Below are 15,292 nucleotides of genomic sequence, written 5' to 3'. Positions count from 1 at the left end.
ATTAATTATATTTCACAAAATAAGATTACATAAAATCTATAATAAAGTAAATTAAAGTATAATAATCGTAAATTAATTTTGATAAAACGGTTAAGGGGTAAAAGTTTTATACTTTATTAAAATTTATTATATTTATTCTCCTTAAAAGACAAAATTTCATAAATAATTAAATTGGAAAAATTATGATTTTTTTTGATATTGAGGCTGATATAAATAGTAAAAAAATACGAGAAATGGGTCTTGTGTTTAAAGATTTAGAATTAAAAACTTCATCACTTAAAGAAGTTATTGATTTTTTATCTGCTACAAAATCAAATTTTATAGCTGGACACAACTTTATAGATTATGATTTACAACTATTAAAAAATACAACATTAAATAATTTAGAAAATTTTTATAATATTATAGATACTTTACCACTATCTTTGTTGTTTTTTAGTGAAAAAACATTACATAGCTTACCTAAAGATTATAAGAGTGAAGATAATTTTGAAAATAATCCAGTAGAAGATTCTAAAATCACTACTATACTATTTAATAAAATATTAGAGAGATTTCATACACTTCCAAATAATACAAAAAATATATTTTTTTCTCTTTTGCATGATAATTTATATTTCAAAGGTTTTTTTGAGTATATACAAATTGATAATAGTTTAGACCTTATAGATTCAGATAGATTATTCTTATTAATAAGAGAAGAACATTCTAAAACGATTGTTGATTTTGAATACTTAAAAGAGTTACTTACTAATAATAAATTTGAGTTAGCTTACATTATTGCTTTAATTACACCATATATTGAGATAAAATCTCATCCACCAAAAATTTTATTTTCATATCCAAATATTGTTGAGATACAAAAAAAATTATGTTATTCAAGCAAAAACTCTATAAATAGACTTTTGGATTACTCAAAAGAGATATTTGGAATATCTAGTTTTAGAGAATTTCCTAGATTAAATGCAAATTTATTAGATAGTCAATCAGTTTCACAAAAACAGATTATTGAAGCTTCTTTAAATAATGAATCATTCTTGGCAATTTTGCCAACAGGTGGAGGTAAAACATTTTGTTTTTGGCTTCCAGCTGTTATAAAGTCTGGTGCATATAAAAGTTTAACAGTTGTAATTTCTCCTTTGCAAGCTTTGATTGAAGATCATATAAAATCTTTTCAGCAAAAAGTTGCAAACTATAAAGCTGTGGCAATAAGTGGTTTTATGAGTCCTTTGGAAAGAAATGAAGCAGTTGAAAAAGTTATTAATGGTGAAGCAGATATTTTGTATATTGCTCCAGAGTCATTAAGATCAAATACTATATTTAAAATTCTAAAAAATAGATTAATAGAGAGATTTGTAATAGATGAAGCACACTGTTTATCTACTTGGGGAAATGATTTTAGACAAGATTATTACTATATATGTGAATTTATAAAGGATTTATTAAAAGAGAAGCCTTATCAAAAAAATATTCCAATATCTTGTTTTACTGCAACTGCAAAACCTAGTGTAATAAAAGATATTGAAGATTATTTCTACACTGGATTAAATATTGAACTATCAAAATATTTAGCTGTTCCAGAGAGAAAAAATCTTCAATATAAATCAATTTCTACAAATAGTGAGAATAAATATAATGAGTTACTTAATTTAATCAAATCACATAATGGTTCAACTTTGGTATATATTCCTACATCTACTTCAAAATGTGATGATACTGCAAAAAAATTAGCAATTGATACAGGTAAAGTTGTAAAATCATTTCACTCTAAAATAGATTCTCAAGAAAAAATGAAAATTTTAAAAGAGTACATAGATAATGAAATAGATGTGATTGTAGCAACAACAGCTTTTGGTATGGGTGTAGATAAGCCAAATATTACAAATGTAATTCATTATGAAATTTCAGATAGTCTTGAAAACTATTCACAAGAGGCTGGAAGAGGTGCAAGAGATGAAAAATTAAATGCAACTTGTCCAATACTATTTGATGAAAATGATTTAGATAAACACTTTTCTACATTAACTAGAACTAAATTAACTGCAAGTGAAATAAACTCAATTTTTATGGTAATAAAAAAATCAAAAGGTGAAGTTTTATATAAAACTTCATTTGAATTAGCTAAAGAAGCTGGTTGGGATGTTGAAGATAATAAAGAGGACTATAGAACAAAAGTAAAAACAGTTTTACTTGAGTTAGAAAGAGAAGGTTATATAAATAGAGGAAGAAATAAAACAAGTTTTTTTGCAGATTCTATTGCTTCAAAGAGTATGGAAAAATTACATGATAAGCTAGAGAAGTCAAATTATAGTGAAGATGATAAACAGAAGCTAATTTTAGTTATGCAAAATATATTGGGTAGAGGAAAACCTGAGGCTGTTCAAGTTGATGAACTTGCATATCTTTTAGGTTATGATAAAACAACATTAATAGTAGCAATTAATCGATTAAAAGAGTTTGGATTATTGGGTGAGAGTAAAGATTTAAGTTTAGAGATATTTAAAAATAGTTTACAGATATTTAAAAATATAAAAGAGATAGAGTTACTAATATTTCAACATTTAGACTCTTTATTTAGTAATAGAGTATTAATTAGAGATTTAAATGAGCTTTTATTTGTAAATAATAAAATAGATAATAATAGTACACCTCTAATTAAATCTATTATTAAAACTTGGGTAGATAAATCACATTTTATATTTAAAAGATTAAATAGAGAGCAAGATCTATGGCATTTTGAATTTTTAAACAAAGAAGGTATATATTTGAAAATAAATAAGTATCATAAAATTTCAGATGATATTTTAAAATATTTTTATAAAAGTATAGAGTTTGAAAAAAATAAAAATGAGATATTTTTCTCTTTACAAGAGTTAAAAGATGTTTTAAATAATCAATATAAAATTGAAGAGATAGATAAAACACTTTTATATCTTCATCATTTAGAAGTAATAAAGCTTTTAAGAGGAAGATTTATAAACTACTCTCCAATGGAGATAAAAAAAGAGCAAAAAACTCAAACAAAAAGAAAATATACAATTAATGAGTATAAAAATAGATTAGATTTATACTATCAAACAAAAATAGAGTCTATTCATATTATGGGTGAATATGCAAAAAGATTAAAAGATGATAGCTATAAAGCAAAACAATTTTTAACAGACTATTTTACTCTCTCTTATGAACTTTTTAAAGATAAATATAAGTTATTAAAAGAGAAGATATCTAAACCAATAACACAAAAAAGATATAATAAAATTTTTGAACAGATGCAGAGTAATCAAAAACTTATTATCCAAGATACGACTACAAAAGCAATGATGATTTTAGCTGGTCCAGGAAGTGGTAAGACAAAAGTATTAGTGCATAAAATAGCCTCTTTAATTTTAACAGAAGATATAAAACCAGAACAGTTTATGATGTTAACATTTTCTAAAACAGCTAAGTTGGAGTTTAAATCAAGATTATATGAACTTATGGGAATGTTATCTTATGAAGTAGAGATACAGACATTTCACTCTTATGCTTTAAAATTGATAGCTAGAGTTGTAAATGGAAGCGAAGAGATATTAAAAGAGTCAATCAAAGAGGCTACTAAAAGTATAAATGAAGGAAAAATATTACTTCCTCATATTGCTGTATTAGTATTAGATGAATATCAAGATATAAATGAAGAGAGTTTTGAATTTATAAAGGCTATTTATAAATCAAATGATGATATGAAAGTAATAGCAGTTGGAGATGATGATCAATGTATAATGGAGTTTAATGGTTCAAAAGTAGAGTTTATAGATAAATTTAAAGAAGAATTTAGAGATATAGAAGATGATACATCATATAAACAGTATGAACTTTTATGTAATTTTAGAAGTAAACAAAATATAGTTAAATATACAAATAGTTTTTCAACACAAATATCAAATAGATATAAAATTAATCAATTATATGCTCATAGTAAAGATAAAGGCTTAGTTAATCTATTTAGATTTAAAACTACTAATTTAGAACTTCCTTTGTTAAATATGATTAAATTAGAAGATAAAAATCAAACTATTGCAGTATTAGCCAAAACAAATGAAGATGTAATTAATATTTATTCTCTTTTTCAAGAGAATAATATAGAAGCAAGATATATAATAGATAGAGATAAATTTAAACTAAAAAATATTGAAGAAATTGTGTTTTTTGATGAGGTACTACAAACATTTTTAGAAGATAAATTTAGTTTTAAAGAGCTTCATTTTGAAAAAAGTTTAAATATATTAAAACAGAGGTTTAGCAACTCTAATAATTTAGGATTAGTTTTTCAGATTGTTGATAGATTTTTAAACGATTTTGCAGAAGATTATAATATTGGTTCATGGATAGCATATTTAGAAGAGTTAAAACTAGAGGATTTTTTAAAATTTAAAAGAAATATTATAGTATCCACAATTCATAAATCAAAAGGCTTAGAGTTTGATAAGGTATATTTAATAGCAAATGGTTTTAAAAATATTGATTTAGATAAAAGGGTTTTATATGTAGGAATGACCAGAGCAAAAAGTGAATTAAATATATTAAAAACAGAAAAAACAAGAGATGAAGTAAAAGATTTTGTAAATTATATTTATGATGATAAAGAGTATATAAATAGTAGTAAAAGATTTACTCATATTATGTCACTATCTGATATAAAACTTGGGTATGATTTTACAAAATATTCTAAAGTAGACAATCTGTTTGCACAAGTAGAATTAGAGATTGGTAAAAAAAATAGTGAATATTGTTTAACGTACAATAATAAAATTATTGCAGTTTTTTCAAAAAAATTTAATAAACTCATATCTGAAAAATTTGATAATGGGTATAAACTAAAATCTTGTTTACTTGAGTATATGGTGCTTTGGTATGATAAAGAGAATAAAAAGAGAGTTAAACACCCTCTTTGTAAAATAGTTTTAGAAAGAAGTTTTTAAGTTATAGGCTAATCTCTAGCCTCAATAACTCTTTTTAATAAATCATCTTTAAAAAATAAGTTTGCTAACTTTTTTGAATGAATTCCATCACTTAAAGTAATCTCAATTTTATCTTTTTCTATCTCTTTTGCAAATTTTATTAATCTTTTAACTTTGTTTCCATACTCATCAATTGTATAAATTTTTCTTCCAATAAATAGCTCATTTAAAGTTGGTTCTTTAAAAACTCCTACTAATTTTTTATTTTCATATAGATATTTCCATATTTTAATCTCTTGTTCATAAGTTAAAAAGTAGTTTGTATAATCTGAAAAGACTCTATTTCCTTTTATATAAAATTTAGTTTCAGGGAAAAATCCAGTTACGCAGTTGCACAAAAACATATCTTGTTGTTTCTCTTTAATTTTTGCAATACAAAAATATTTAAACTTTTTAAGTTTGTCTAAATATAGAAGTTCTTCGCTACTTTGATTTTGTAAAATTGCAAAAATAGAGAAAAGTTCAGCAAAATCTTCTTGGTTACTTGCTAGTGTTTCTAAAGTTAAAATAGCCAAAGATGAGCTACTTTCTAAACTATCTTTTGAGAGTTTATAAGTTTTTAAAATAGCTTTTTTCAAATCAATTATTGCTAATCTATTTTTCTCTATATTTATAAGATAGAGTTTTTGATTTGTTTTTCTCTCTTGAATAAATATATTTTTATCATCAATTTGAAAAGATTCATATTTTGCACTAATTTGTTTTTTAAAATCTACAATTTTCTCTTCAATAAATTTATAAACAAAACTATTATTATTTAAAAACTCTACTAATTCAAACTCAATATTAAAATCCAGCTCTTCACTATTTGAGTATATTTTATTTACGCTATCAAACTTTAATCCAAGGCTTAAAAGATAGTTTTTGTGCCTATATAACTCTTTTTGATCCTCTATTAAAATCTTTTTTAAAATCATCTTTTATCCTTATTTTTATTTGATAAATCATATATAAATGCAAAAATTTCAGCAACAGCTTTGTACATAGAAGCTGGAATCTCTTTGTCTATATCAATTTGACTTAAAAGTTCAACCAAATCCTCATCTTTTTTTATAGGAATATTGTTCTCTTGCGCAACTTTTATTATATTTTTTGCACCTTCACCCTTTGCTTTTGCTGTAACTTTTGGAGCACTATTTACCCCTTGTTCATACTCTAAGGCAACGGCTTTTTTAATTTTTTGATTATCTTGCAATTTTATGCCTTTATATCAATACTATTTGAAAATATACTCTCTTCATAAAAATTTTGATACTTTTGCTCTAAATTATCCTCTTTTTTATCATCTTTCATATCAAGAAGTTTTACATTTACAGCTATTAACTCTACACTATTCAAAGCTTTTTTTAGTGTTTGTAAATTCTCTTTAATAGCAACTTTAAAATACTCTCTTTGTGCATAAATTGTCAAATCAAGCTTATTTTTATCATATAAAAATAGCATCAAATCAACTTTTCCAAAATCTTTTAGATTTAGATTAATCTGACAAAAAAACTTCTCTTTCTCTTTTTGTTTCATCTGAATAAAACCATCTTCAAGCATATCCCAAAAAAATGGAATAAAAACAAAATTTGAGTTTGAAGCTAAGCTTCCAAGCTGATTTAGTTCAACTTGAGCTAAAAGATTGTTTATAATTTTTAAATTCTCAATAGATTTTGCATCGCTTTTAGTTGTTAAAACCTCTTGAAGCTTTAGTAAATTTGCTTTAAAATCATCATCAAAATTATACTTTGAACTATTTAAAAGTTTGTTTTCCAAAAAAACACCACTATTTTTTATCTGCTCTTTTAAATTTAGATCATCTATGTTTTGAAAGTTTTTTAGAAAATTTTCCAAAGGTGTTTTTAAATTTGATAAGCTCTCATCACTTTGTAGATTTTGTAAAAGTGTAGAGATATTTGAAGATAGAGTTCCAAGCTCTTTTGAAAAATTTAAATTTTTTAATAAATTTTCTAAATTCATTTCAGATTTAGAACCATCTTTTAGTGCCAAAAATAGCTCTTTTATAATTTTTAAAACATCAGCACCACTATTTTGATTTGTTAAAATAGATTTTAGCTCACTGTCTAAACTACTATCTAAAATCTTATTTAGCAGTGCTTGGTTGTTTGATAAAAGTATATTTAAGTTTGATTGATTTGAAATTAACATCTTTGATTATAACACAAACTATAAGCCTTTTAAACCTTTTCTCATTGCTTCAACTAATGATTCATTTGCCTTAGTTTTTGTAAATAGTTCAAAAGCCAAAACCCCTTGAAACAGTAGCATATCCTCACCATCTTTAATAACATTTCCTAAACTTTTGGCTAAATTTAAAAAAGGTGTCTCTTTTCCATAGATACAATCAACTGCATAAGAGCTTGATTTTAAAACATCTTCTAAAATCTCTTTAGGAGCTGGAAGCAAATCATCTTTTAAACCTGCACTTGTTGAGTTTACAACTAAGTCAAATTTTTCAATTTTAAAATCATCAAAAGAGTAGGCTTTTATACTATTGTTTTTAAAAAAATCTAGTTTATTTGCACTTCTATTTAAAACTGTAACATCGTAGTTTTTATCTTGTAAAGCCAGAGATATTGCTTTAGAAGTTCCACCAGCTCCTAAAAGTAAAACTTTTTTAACATCTTTAAACTCCTCTATAGATTTTAAAAATCCAGGTGCATCAGTATTGTATGCTAAAACTTTACTATCTTCTAAAATATAAGTATTTGCAGCCTCTATTTTTTTTGCTATTCCAATAACTTCATCTGCCATTTTGTATGCAAACTCTTTATGAGGAACAGTTATATTTGCTCCACTAAAACCATTTTTTATAAACTCCTCTTTTATTTTTTGTCCATCTTCAAGCAAAAACTTCTCATAGTTTGCATCAAAATTTAAGTGCTTAAAACCAGTATTTTGCATTTGAGGCGATTTAGAGTGAATAACAGGATTTCCAAATATACAAAATTTTTTCATTAGTTTACCTTTTTAGCGTAGAAATTAAATAGTGGAAAATCTCCATAATCTCTTTTGAAAACAAAAACTCTCTCATAAATAAAATTAGAAAAACCAAGCTTTGAACATATAGTTTCTAACTCTTCTTTTGAAAATCCAAAGTGATAAACACCTTCGTTATTATATTTTTTATGAAAAGTTCCATCCTCTTTCTCTAAATCATTTATACAAAGAGTTCCACCATTTCTTAAAGCTTTAGATGCTTTTTCAAAAAATATATCTAAATTTTTTATATGGTGAAGTGACATTGAAGTTACTATTAAATCAAAACTATTTTCTTCAATAGAGTCGTTTTCTATGTCGTGTTTAAATGCTTTTATATTATCCAAGGCTCTCTCTTTTGCTTTATTATTAAACTCTTCTACCATTCCAATTGAATTATCAAATCCAATAACTTTATTTGAGTTATTTTTTAAAGCAAAGGATACAAGACCAGTTCCACAACCATACTCTAAAATATTTTTTACATTTTTTAAATCTACATTTTTTCTAATATTTTCTATACAAGCTTCTGTTCTATCAAGTGTTGTTTGCTTTTTATCCCAATCTTTAGCTCTATCATCAAATTTGCTCAAATCTTATCCTTAAACTAATTTTAGGCAAGATTATAACTAAAAGTGAATTAAGAGAGCAAAATGAGCATAAGATATTTTTTTAGTAATAAAAGTGATGGAAACTTAGCATTTCATGTTGATGATGATATAAAAAATGTAGAAAAAAATAGAGAAAATTTAGCAAAAAAATACTCATATAAAAATGAAAATTTAGTATATATGAATCAAATACATAGTGATAATATTGTAATTGTAGATGAAAAAAGTCCAAAATTAATTGATAGTTGTGATGCAATTATTACAAATAAAAAAAATCTTCCACTTATGGTAATGGTTGCAGATTGTATTCCAATAATAGTTTTTGATGAAAAAAAAGGTGTAATTGCAGCTATTCATGCAGGAAGAAACTCAACATTTATGCAAATAGCAAAAAAAACAGCCAAACTTTTTATTGAAAAATTTAACTCAAACCAAAAAGATATTAAAGCAATTTTAGGTCCATCTATTCAAAAGTGTTGTTATGAAGTAAGTGCTGAGATGGCAAAAATTGTTGAAAAATCTTTTGGAGAGGAGTTTGTAAATGAAAGAAATATAGATTTACAAGGAATAAACAAAGCTCAACTAAACTCTTTAGGAGTTGAAGATATAAAAGTATCAGATATTTGTACAAAGTGTGGTGGCTTTGACTATTTTTCATATAGAGAAGATAAAAAATGTGGAAGATTTGCTGCTGTTATAATGATTGAATAAACGGCACTATTAAGCTATTTTTTGATACTATCCTTGCTTATTAAAAACCAATTAGGGGAGAAATATGAGTTTTAAAGTTACAAAAGAGTTGGCTCTTGATTATCATAAAAATGATAAAGCTGGAAAAATTGGTGTTTACACAACAAAGAGCTTTAAGAATAGAGATGATTTAAGTCTTGCATATACTCCTGGAGTTGCTTATGCTTGTGAAGAGATAAAAAGTAATCCTCAAGATGCTTTTTTATATACAACAAAAAGAAATCTTGTAGCTGTTATTTCAAATGGAACTGCTGTTTTAGGACTTGGAAATATAGGAGCACTTGCATCAAAACCTGTTATGGAAGGAAAGGCTGTATTGTTTAAAGAGTTTGCAAAAGTTGACTCTTTTGATATTGAAGTAGATGAAGATGATATTGATAGATTTTGTGATGTTGTAAAAGCAATTAGTCCAACTTTTGGTGGAATTAATCTTGAAGATATAAAAGCACCTGAGTGTTTTGCTATTGAAGAGAGACTCATTGAAGAGCTTGATATTCCTGTTATGCATGATGATCAACACGGAACGGCAATTATTACAAGTGCAGCACTTTTAAATGCTTGTGAAATTTTAAATAAAAGAGTTGAAGATTTAAAAGTAGTAGTTGTTGGAGCAGGTGCTGCTGCAATTGCTTGTTCAAAAATGTATAAAGAGCTTGGAATTACAAATTTAATTATGTGTGATTCAAAAGGTGTTTTAAATGAGACAAGAGATGATTTAAATCAATATAAAAAAGAGTTTATAAGCGATTATGAGACTATGGAAGATGCTTTTAGAGATGCTGATATGGTTTTAGGGTTGTCAAGACCAAAAACTTTTACTCTAAAACATATAGAGCTTATGTGTGATGAACCAATTGTATTTACTCTTGCAAATCCAACTCCTGAACTATTTCCAGATGATGTAAAAAGTGTAAAACCAAAAGCAATAACTGCAACTGGAAGATCTGATTTTGCAAATCAAGTAAATAATGTATTAGGATTTCCATTTATCTTTAGAGGTGCTTTGGATGTTCAAGCTATGAAGATTACAATGAGTATGAAAATAGCTGCAGCAAAAGCTATATCAAATTTAGCAAAAGAGCCAATAATAGATGAAGTAAGAGCTATTTTTGGAGATTTGAGTTTTGGAAAAGATTATATTATTCCAACTCCTTTTGATAAAAGATTACTTATTGAAGTATCATCAGCTGTTGCTCTTGAAGCCTTTAATTTAGGAATTACAAGAGTTAAAAAATTTGATGTAGAAAGCTATAAAAAAGAGCTTGAAAATTTAAAATAGTATGGAAAATATGGAACAATATATATTAAAAATTGCAACAAATGATGCAAAAGGACTTATTTATAATATCTCAAAAGTTCTTTTTGCAAATAATTTAAATATTGATACAAATGCTGAATATGTAGATCCCCAAACAAAAAATTTCTTTATGAGAAGTTTAATATCTGGTAATGTATCTTCAAATATTTTATTAAAAGAGTTAAAAGAGGTTTTACCGCAAGGTTCTCAAATAACTTTAAATAAAAGAACAAAAAAAGATGTTGTATTACTAGCTACAAAAGAGGCTCATGTTTTAGGTGATTTACTTATAAAATATATATCAAATGAGTTAAATGCAAATATAAAAGCTGTAATTGCAAATCATGAAGATTTAAGAAATTTAGTTGAGAAGTTTGATATTCCATTTTTCTGTATTAGTGCAGATAATCTATCAAAAGAGCAGCACGAAGAGCTTTTAAAAGCAAAAATAGATGAGTTTAATCCAGAACTTATAGTTTTAGCAAAATATATGAGAATTTTAACACCAAATTTTGTTGAAAAGTACAAAGGTAAAGTTTTAAATATCCACCACTCATTTTTACCAGCATTTATAGGTGCAAATCCATATAAACAAGCCTTTGATAGAGGAGTTAAAATTATTGGTGCAACAGCTCACTTTGTAACAAATGATTTAGATGAGGGACCAATTATTTATCAAGATGTTGTAAGAGTAGATCACACTTACTCTTGGGAAGATATGAGAAATGCTGGAAGAGATGTTGAAAAAGTAGTACTTTCAAATGCCTTTGAACTTCTTTTAGAGGATAGAGTTTTTGTATTTAAAAATAAAACGGTGATTTTATAATGTTCAATATTGTACTTCATGAGCCAAGAATTCCTGGAAATGTTGGAACTATTGGAAGATTAGCCTTTGCTTTAAATTGTAAACTACATCTAATAAAACCTTATGGGTTTAAAGATATTACAGAAAAAGAGCTAAGACGAGCAGGGCTTGATTATTGGTTTGATTTGGATGTTTTTGAGTATGAAAATATTGATGATTTTTGGCAAAAAAACCCTCTCTCATCAAGACACTTTTTAGCAACAACAAAGACAAAGAGATTATACTTTGAGGAAAAATTTGAAGTAGGGGATTATTTCTATTTTGGAAGAGAGGATGCTGGACTTCCAGAAGAGATATTAAAAAAAGCAGAAAATAGTTTGGTTACAATTCCAATGACAAATAGGGCAAGAAGCTTAAATCTTGCAAATAGTGTATCAATAATAACTTATGAAGCTCTAAGACAAAATTACAACTTTTTTGAGATAAGTTAAATATGATGAAGCAAAATAGTGTTTATAAAGATAGTTTAATTCTAGGATTTGCAATATTTTCTATGTACTTTGGAGCTGGAAATGTTATTTTTCCTCCATACTTAGGATTAATTAGTGCAAGTGATTGGAAAATATCATTTTTTGCATACTTTTTAGCTGATATTGGATTTGCTACTATTGCTATGTTTGCTTTATTAAAAGCAGGTGGAAATGTTGATAATCTTACTTCAAAACTTGGAAAAATAAATGGTAAGATTTTAATGGCAATAGTAATATTGTGCATAGGACCATTGATTGCACTACCAAGAACAGGAGCTGTTACTTATGAGATGCTTATAATTCCATATTTTGGAGATAGTAGTCTAAATTCGATAATAACTTCAATTTTTTATTTTGGGCTTATTCTGTTTTTTACATTAAAACCAAGTAGTATGATAGAGATTTTGGGGAAGGTTTTATCTCCATTGCTATTTATATCTTTGCTTATTCTTATTATAAAAGGGGTAATTACACCTTTAGGAGATATTGTAGAAAATGATAAAAATGATACTATATTTTTTGATGGATTGATTTTAGGTTATCAAACACTTGATATGTTGGCAGCTTTAGCTTTTGGAATTATTGTTGTTAAGCTTTTAAAATCAAAAGGTTATAGTGATAATAAAACAACATTTAAAGTTGTTTCAAATGCTTCAATCTTGGCTGCTTTTGGAATTATGCTTGTATATTTTGGTTTAGCATATTTAGGAGCAACTACAAGCTCTTTATATGGATCTGATATTGAAAAAGTAAAACTACTTAATTTAATCATATATAATCTTTTTGGAAGCAATGCATCAATTGTTTTAGCATTTGTTGTATTTTTAGCTTGTTTTACAACAGGAGCTGCACTTGTTAGTGTTACTGCTGAGTATTTTTCAAAAATAAGTAATGGTAAGTTTAGCTATAAACAGTTGGTTGTTTTAACATCTTTATTTGCAATATTTATTACAAATTTTGGTTTAGAAAATATTATAAATTTTGCTGCACCAATTTTATTTATAGTATATCCAGCAGTTATTGTTTTGGTTTTTTTAACTTTTTTTGATAAATATATTACAAATCAAAATATATATAAATTTACAAGCTTTGCAACTATTTTTTACTCTATTTTTGAACTTATTTCAAACTCATATTTTAAATTTGAGTTTATGCAAGAAATACCATTTTATAATGAAGGATTAGCTTGGATTATTCCAGCAACTATATTTTTATTTGTAGGATATTTTGTGAAAGATAAAAAGCGAAACTCTTAAGATAGAGTTTCACTCTTTTTTGATGATTTAGATATTAAAGATTCACTCTTTTTAATAAGAATATTAATAGCTTTTAGTTTCTTCTCAAGCTCTATACTCTTTTTTAAATCATAATCTTTAAGTTCACTTATTTCAAGTTTTATCTTCTCTTTTCTTAATTGTAGATTTTCAAGAATCTCACTTATTTTCTCTTCATGAGAGTTTTTTAATATATCTTTTTTAAGATACTTTTTTACCTTATCTACAACTTTACTTAGTTTCATTTTTCACCTCACTAATTTTTTTGATAAGTTCACTATTTAAAAATAAAATACTAGCAACTTCAACAAGTTTTTTCTGAATAGCATAACCAGTTGCACTATCATTCATATATGAAGTTGCCATTGTTGATTTGATTTTATCTTCTCTAATTAGTGCATCAATCTCTTCGCTACTTGCTAAATCATTTTGTGCTAATTCAGATTTTATAAACTCAAATTGAGTTAGTTGCTCTGCATCATCTTCCAAAGATTTAAGAGTATCAATATCTATTAAAATCTCTGCAAGCTCTTTTCTTAAGATATTATACTCCTCTTTAATAAAGCTATTTCTACTTTTTAAATAGAAGTTTACATTTTTTTGAATATCTCTTGTATCTTTTAAAACTTCAACAATTAAAGAAGCAGCTCTTTTGAGCTCTCCAGCCTCTTTTTGTTGAAAATCAAACATATTTGTTTGAGCAAGTGATGAGTATTTTATAATTTCACTATATAAAGATTTTAAATTTGTTTGATAAATTTCATCGATATTTGTATCAATTACTGTAAACTCTTTGTTTAGTTGAACTGCTAAAGTCTCTTTATTAAGTCCAGTCGTATGAAGACTAAGTGCGTGAAGCATTGCTTTTTGACAATTTTCATAAAGATTTATTATCTCTTTTTTTATAGATACTAAAGCAGCATCTGGACTTTCTAAAACAATAGGAGTTAAGAATTTTGGTTTTGAAGCAGATGAAACTTTTTGAGGAAGAATTCTCTCTAAAAATCTTGCTATAGAAGGTATAAAAGGAGATAAAACTAAAATACCAACTAAACTAAATAGAGTGTGAAATAGTGCAAGTTTCATTCCATAGTTGTTATCACTAATTCCAAAATATGGAGCAATTAAATCAACAAAATCTTTAAATTGGTAGATAAAAATAGTAATAATAGAAGCTGTTACAAAGTTAAAAATAACATGCGAACCAGCTACTCTTTTTGCATCTTGAGTGGAAGTAAAAGATGCTACAACTGCTGTTAAAACTGTACCAAGATTTGCTCCAATTGCCAAAGATAAAGCATTTATATATGAAATACTATCTGCATTTAAAGCTGTAATAACAATTGCCAAAGTTGCTGCACTTGATTGAATAACAATTGTTACAAAAAGACCTATTAAAATATATAATAAAATCCCAGCATAACCATCCATTGCATAGCTTGCTAAATCAATTTGATCTTTAATTACATCAAATCCATCTTTCATATATGCAATTCCTAAGAAGATAAAACCAAGTCCTAAAAGAACATTTCCAGTTCCTTTAAATGAGTTTGTTTTAAAAAATCTTAAAATTACACCAAATACAAGCATAGGAAATGCATAAGCTGAGATTTTAACATCAACTCCCAAACTTGAAACTATCCAAGCTGTTGTTGTACTTCCAAGGTTTGAACCAAATATTACTCCAATTCCTTGAACTAAAGTAATTAATTCAGCTCCCACAAAAGATATTGTAAGAAGTGTTGTTATTGTTGAACTTTGAACTATAGAAGTTGCCACAAGACCAGTTGCAATTGCATAAAAACTATTATAAGTAAACTTTTGTAGAAGTCTTTCTAAAAGACCTCCTGATAGTTGTTTGAAACCATCTTGCATAAAGAACATACCAATAATAAAAATGGCAATTCCACTTAAAAGTACAGTAAAGTTTTCATAAGTGATTACTACATAACCAAGAAGTAAAAACCCTAAACTCATAGAGATATTTTTTACCAATCAAGCCCCCCTGAAGAATATTTAAAAATAAAGCGGATTGTAGCCAAAAAT

General features: G+C 26.1%; 13 protein-coding genes. 6 read left to right on the top strand and 7 right to left on the bottom strand.

From position 1 onward, the window contains the following. Positions 1 to 182: 182 nt before the first annotated feature. Positions 183 to 4,958, top strand: a complete 4,776-nt coding sequence (locus ASKIR_RS06410) for a RecQ family ATP-dependent DNA helicase (protein ID WP_066351661.1) — start codon at positions 183 to 185, stop codon at positions 4,956 to 4,958. An 8-nt stretch (positions 4,959 to 4,966) separates the two neighbouring features. On the opposite strand, the gene ASKIR_RS06405 is transcribed toward ASKIR_RS06410, so the two are convergent. Genes ASKIR_RS06405 through ASKIR_RS06385 form a run of 5 tightly spaced genes read right to left on the bottom strand, consistent with a single transcriptional unit; the run spans position 4,967 to position 8,572 of the window. Next, positions 4,967 to 5,914 carry a hypothetical protein gene (locus ASKIR_RS06405; RefSeq protein WP_066351659.1) on the bottom strand — a complete coding sequence of 316 codons (948 nt, stop codon included), beginning with the start codon at positions 5,912 to 5,914 and terminating at the stop codon, positions 4,967 to 4,969. Beyond that, the gene (locus ASKIR_RS06400; RefSeq protein WP_228137767.1) at positions 5,911 to 6,192 is read right to left on the bottom strand and encodes an EscU/YscU/HrcU family type III secretion system export apparatus switch protein; all 282 of its coding nucleotides are present in this window, start codon (positions 6,190 to 6,192) and stop codon (positions 5,911 to 5,913) included. Before ASKIR_RS06400 ends, ASKIR_RS06405 begins: the two co-directional genes overlap by 4 nt. Positions 6,193 to 6,194: 2 nt before the next feature. After that, a complete protein-coding gene (gene fliK / locus ASKIR_RS06395; protein WP_066351656.1) occupies positions 6,195 to 7,148 on the bottom strand; it encodes a flagellar hook-length control protein FliK in 954 nt (317 codons plus the stop codon). A gap of 18 nt (positions 7,149 to 7,166) precedes the next feature. Continuing rightward, a complete protein-coding gene (locus tag ASKIR_RS06390; protein WP_066351649.1) occupies positions 7,167 to 7,958 on the bottom strand; it encodes a shikimate dehydrogenase in 792 nt (263 codons plus the stop codon). Next, the gene (locus tag ASKIR_RS06385) at positions 7,958 to 8,572 is read right to left on the bottom strand and encodes a class I SAM-dependent DNA methyltransferase (protein WP_066351646.1); all 615 of its coding nucleotides are present in this window, start codon (positions 8,570 to 8,572) and stop codon (positions 7,958 to 7,960) included. The genes ASKIR_RS06390 and ASKIR_RS06385 overlap by 1 nt, the downstream gene beginning before the upstream one ends. 60 nt (positions 8,573 to 8,632) lie before the next feature. Here ASKIR_RS06385 and pgeF point away from each other — a divergent pair, with 60 nt between their 5' ends. From pgeF to brnQ, 5 genes are all read left to right on the top strand, one after another. After that, positions 8,633 to 9,301 (top strand): peptidoglycan editing factor PgeF, encoded by a 669-nt coding sequence (pgeF, locus tag ASKIR_RS06380; protein WP_066351644.1) that lies wholly within the window; start codon positions 8,633 to 8,635, stop codon positions 9,299 to 9,301. Positions 9,302 to 9,365: 64 nt separating this feature from the next. Beyond that, positions 9,366 to 10,619, top strand: coding sequence for a malic enzyme-like NAD(P)-binding protein (locus ASKIR_RS06375; RefSeq protein ID WP_066351642.1), 1,254 nt, complete (start codon positions 9,366 to 9,368; stop codon positions 10,617 to 10,619). Between the two features lie 10 nt (positions 10,620 to 10,629). Further along, positions 10,630 to 11,463 carry a formyltetrahydrofolate deformylase gene (gene purU / locus ASKIR_RS06370; RefSeq protein ID WP_066351858.1) on the top strand — a complete coding sequence of 278 codons (834 nt, stop codon included), beginning with the start codon at positions 10,630 to 10,632 and terminating at the stop codon, positions 11,461 to 11,463. Further along, the gene (locus tag ASKIR_RS06365; RefSeq protein WP_066161379.1) at positions 11,463 to 11,933 is read left to right on the top strand and encodes a tRNA (cytidine(34)-2'-O)-methyltransferase; all 471 of its coding nucleotides are present in this window, start codon (positions 11,463 to 11,465) and stop codon (positions 11,931 to 11,933) included. Before purU ends, ASKIR_RS06365 begins: the two co-directional genes overlap by 1 nt. A gap of 2 nt (positions 11,934 to 11,935) precedes the next feature. Continuing rightward, positions 11,936 to 13,228 carry a branched-chain amino acid transport system II carrier protein gene (gene brnQ / locus ASKIR_RS06360; protein ID WP_066351640.1) on the top strand — a complete coding sequence of 431 codons (1,293 nt, stop codon included), beginning with the start codon at positions 11,936 to 11,938 and terminating at the stop codon, positions 13,226 to 13,228. Here brnQ and ASKIR_RS06355 read toward each other — a convergent pair. After that, positions 13,225 to 13,491 (bottom strand): hypothetical protein, encoded by a 267-nt coding sequence (locus tag ASKIR_RS06355; protein ID WP_066351638.1) that lies wholly within the window; start codon positions 13,489 to 13,491, stop codon positions 13,225 to 13,227. The two genes, brnQ and ASKIR_RS06355, sit on opposite strands and share 4 nt — an antisense overlap. After that, complete coding sequence (locus ASKIR_RS06350; protein ID WP_066351636.1) at positions 13,478 to 15,241, bottom strand: Na/Pi cotransporter family protein; 1,764 nt, start codon at positions 15,239 to 15,241, stop codon at positions 13,478 to 13,480. The genes ASKIR_RS06355 and ASKIR_RS06350 overlap by 14 nt, the downstream gene beginning before the upstream one ends. Positions 15,242 to 15,292: the final 51 nt, after the last annotated feature.

The organism is Aliarcobacter skirrowii CCUG 10374, from assembly GCF_003544835.1.
GTDB lineage: Bacteria > Campylobacterota > Campylobacteria > Campylobacterales > Arcobacteraceae > Aliarcobacter > Aliarcobacter skirrowii.
This window is presented reverse-complemented; position numbering and strand designations above follow the sequence as displayed.

Bases quoted from the DNA above. Each gene is read 5' to 3' on its own strand.
- ASKIR_RS06355 (WP_066351638.1), bottom strand. From the start codon at position 13,491: ATGAAACTAAGTAAAGTTGTAGATAAGGTAAAAAAGTATCTTAAAAAA.
- ASKIR_RS06365 (WP_066161379.1), top strand. From the start codon at position 11,463: ATGTTCAATATTGTACTTCATGAGCCAAGAATTCCTGGAAATGTTGGA.
- fliK (WP_066351656.1), bottom strand. From the start codon at position 7,148: ATGTTAATTTCAAATCAATCAAACTTAAATATACTTTTATCAAACAAC.
- ASKIR_RS06375 (WP_066351642.1), top strand. From the start codon at position 9,366: ATGAGTTTTAAAGTTACAAAAGAGTTGGCTCTTGATTATCATAAAAAT.
- purU (WP_066351858.1), top strand. From the start codon at position 10,630: ATGGAACAATATATATTAAAAATTGCAACAAATGATGCAAAAGGACTT.
- brnQ (WP_066351640.1), top strand. From the start codon at position 11,936: ATGATGAAGCAAAATAGTGTTTATAAAGATAGTTTAATTCTAGGATTT.
- pgeF (WP_066351644.1), top strand. From the start codon at position 8,633: ATGAGCATAAGATATTTTTTTAGTAATAAAAGTGATGGAAACTTAGCA.
- ASKIR_RS06390 (WP_066351649.1), bottom strand. From the start codon at position 7,958: ATGAAAAAATTTTGTATATTTGGAAATCCTGTTATTCACTCTAAATCG.
- ASKIR_RS06405 (WP_066351659.1), bottom strand. From the start codon at position 5,914: ATGATTTTAAAAAAGATTTTAATAGAGGATCAAAAAGAGTTATATAGG.
- ASKIR_RS06410 (WP_066351661.1), top strand. From the start codon at position 183: ATGATTTTTTTTGATATTGAGGCTGATATAAATAGTAAAAAAATACGA.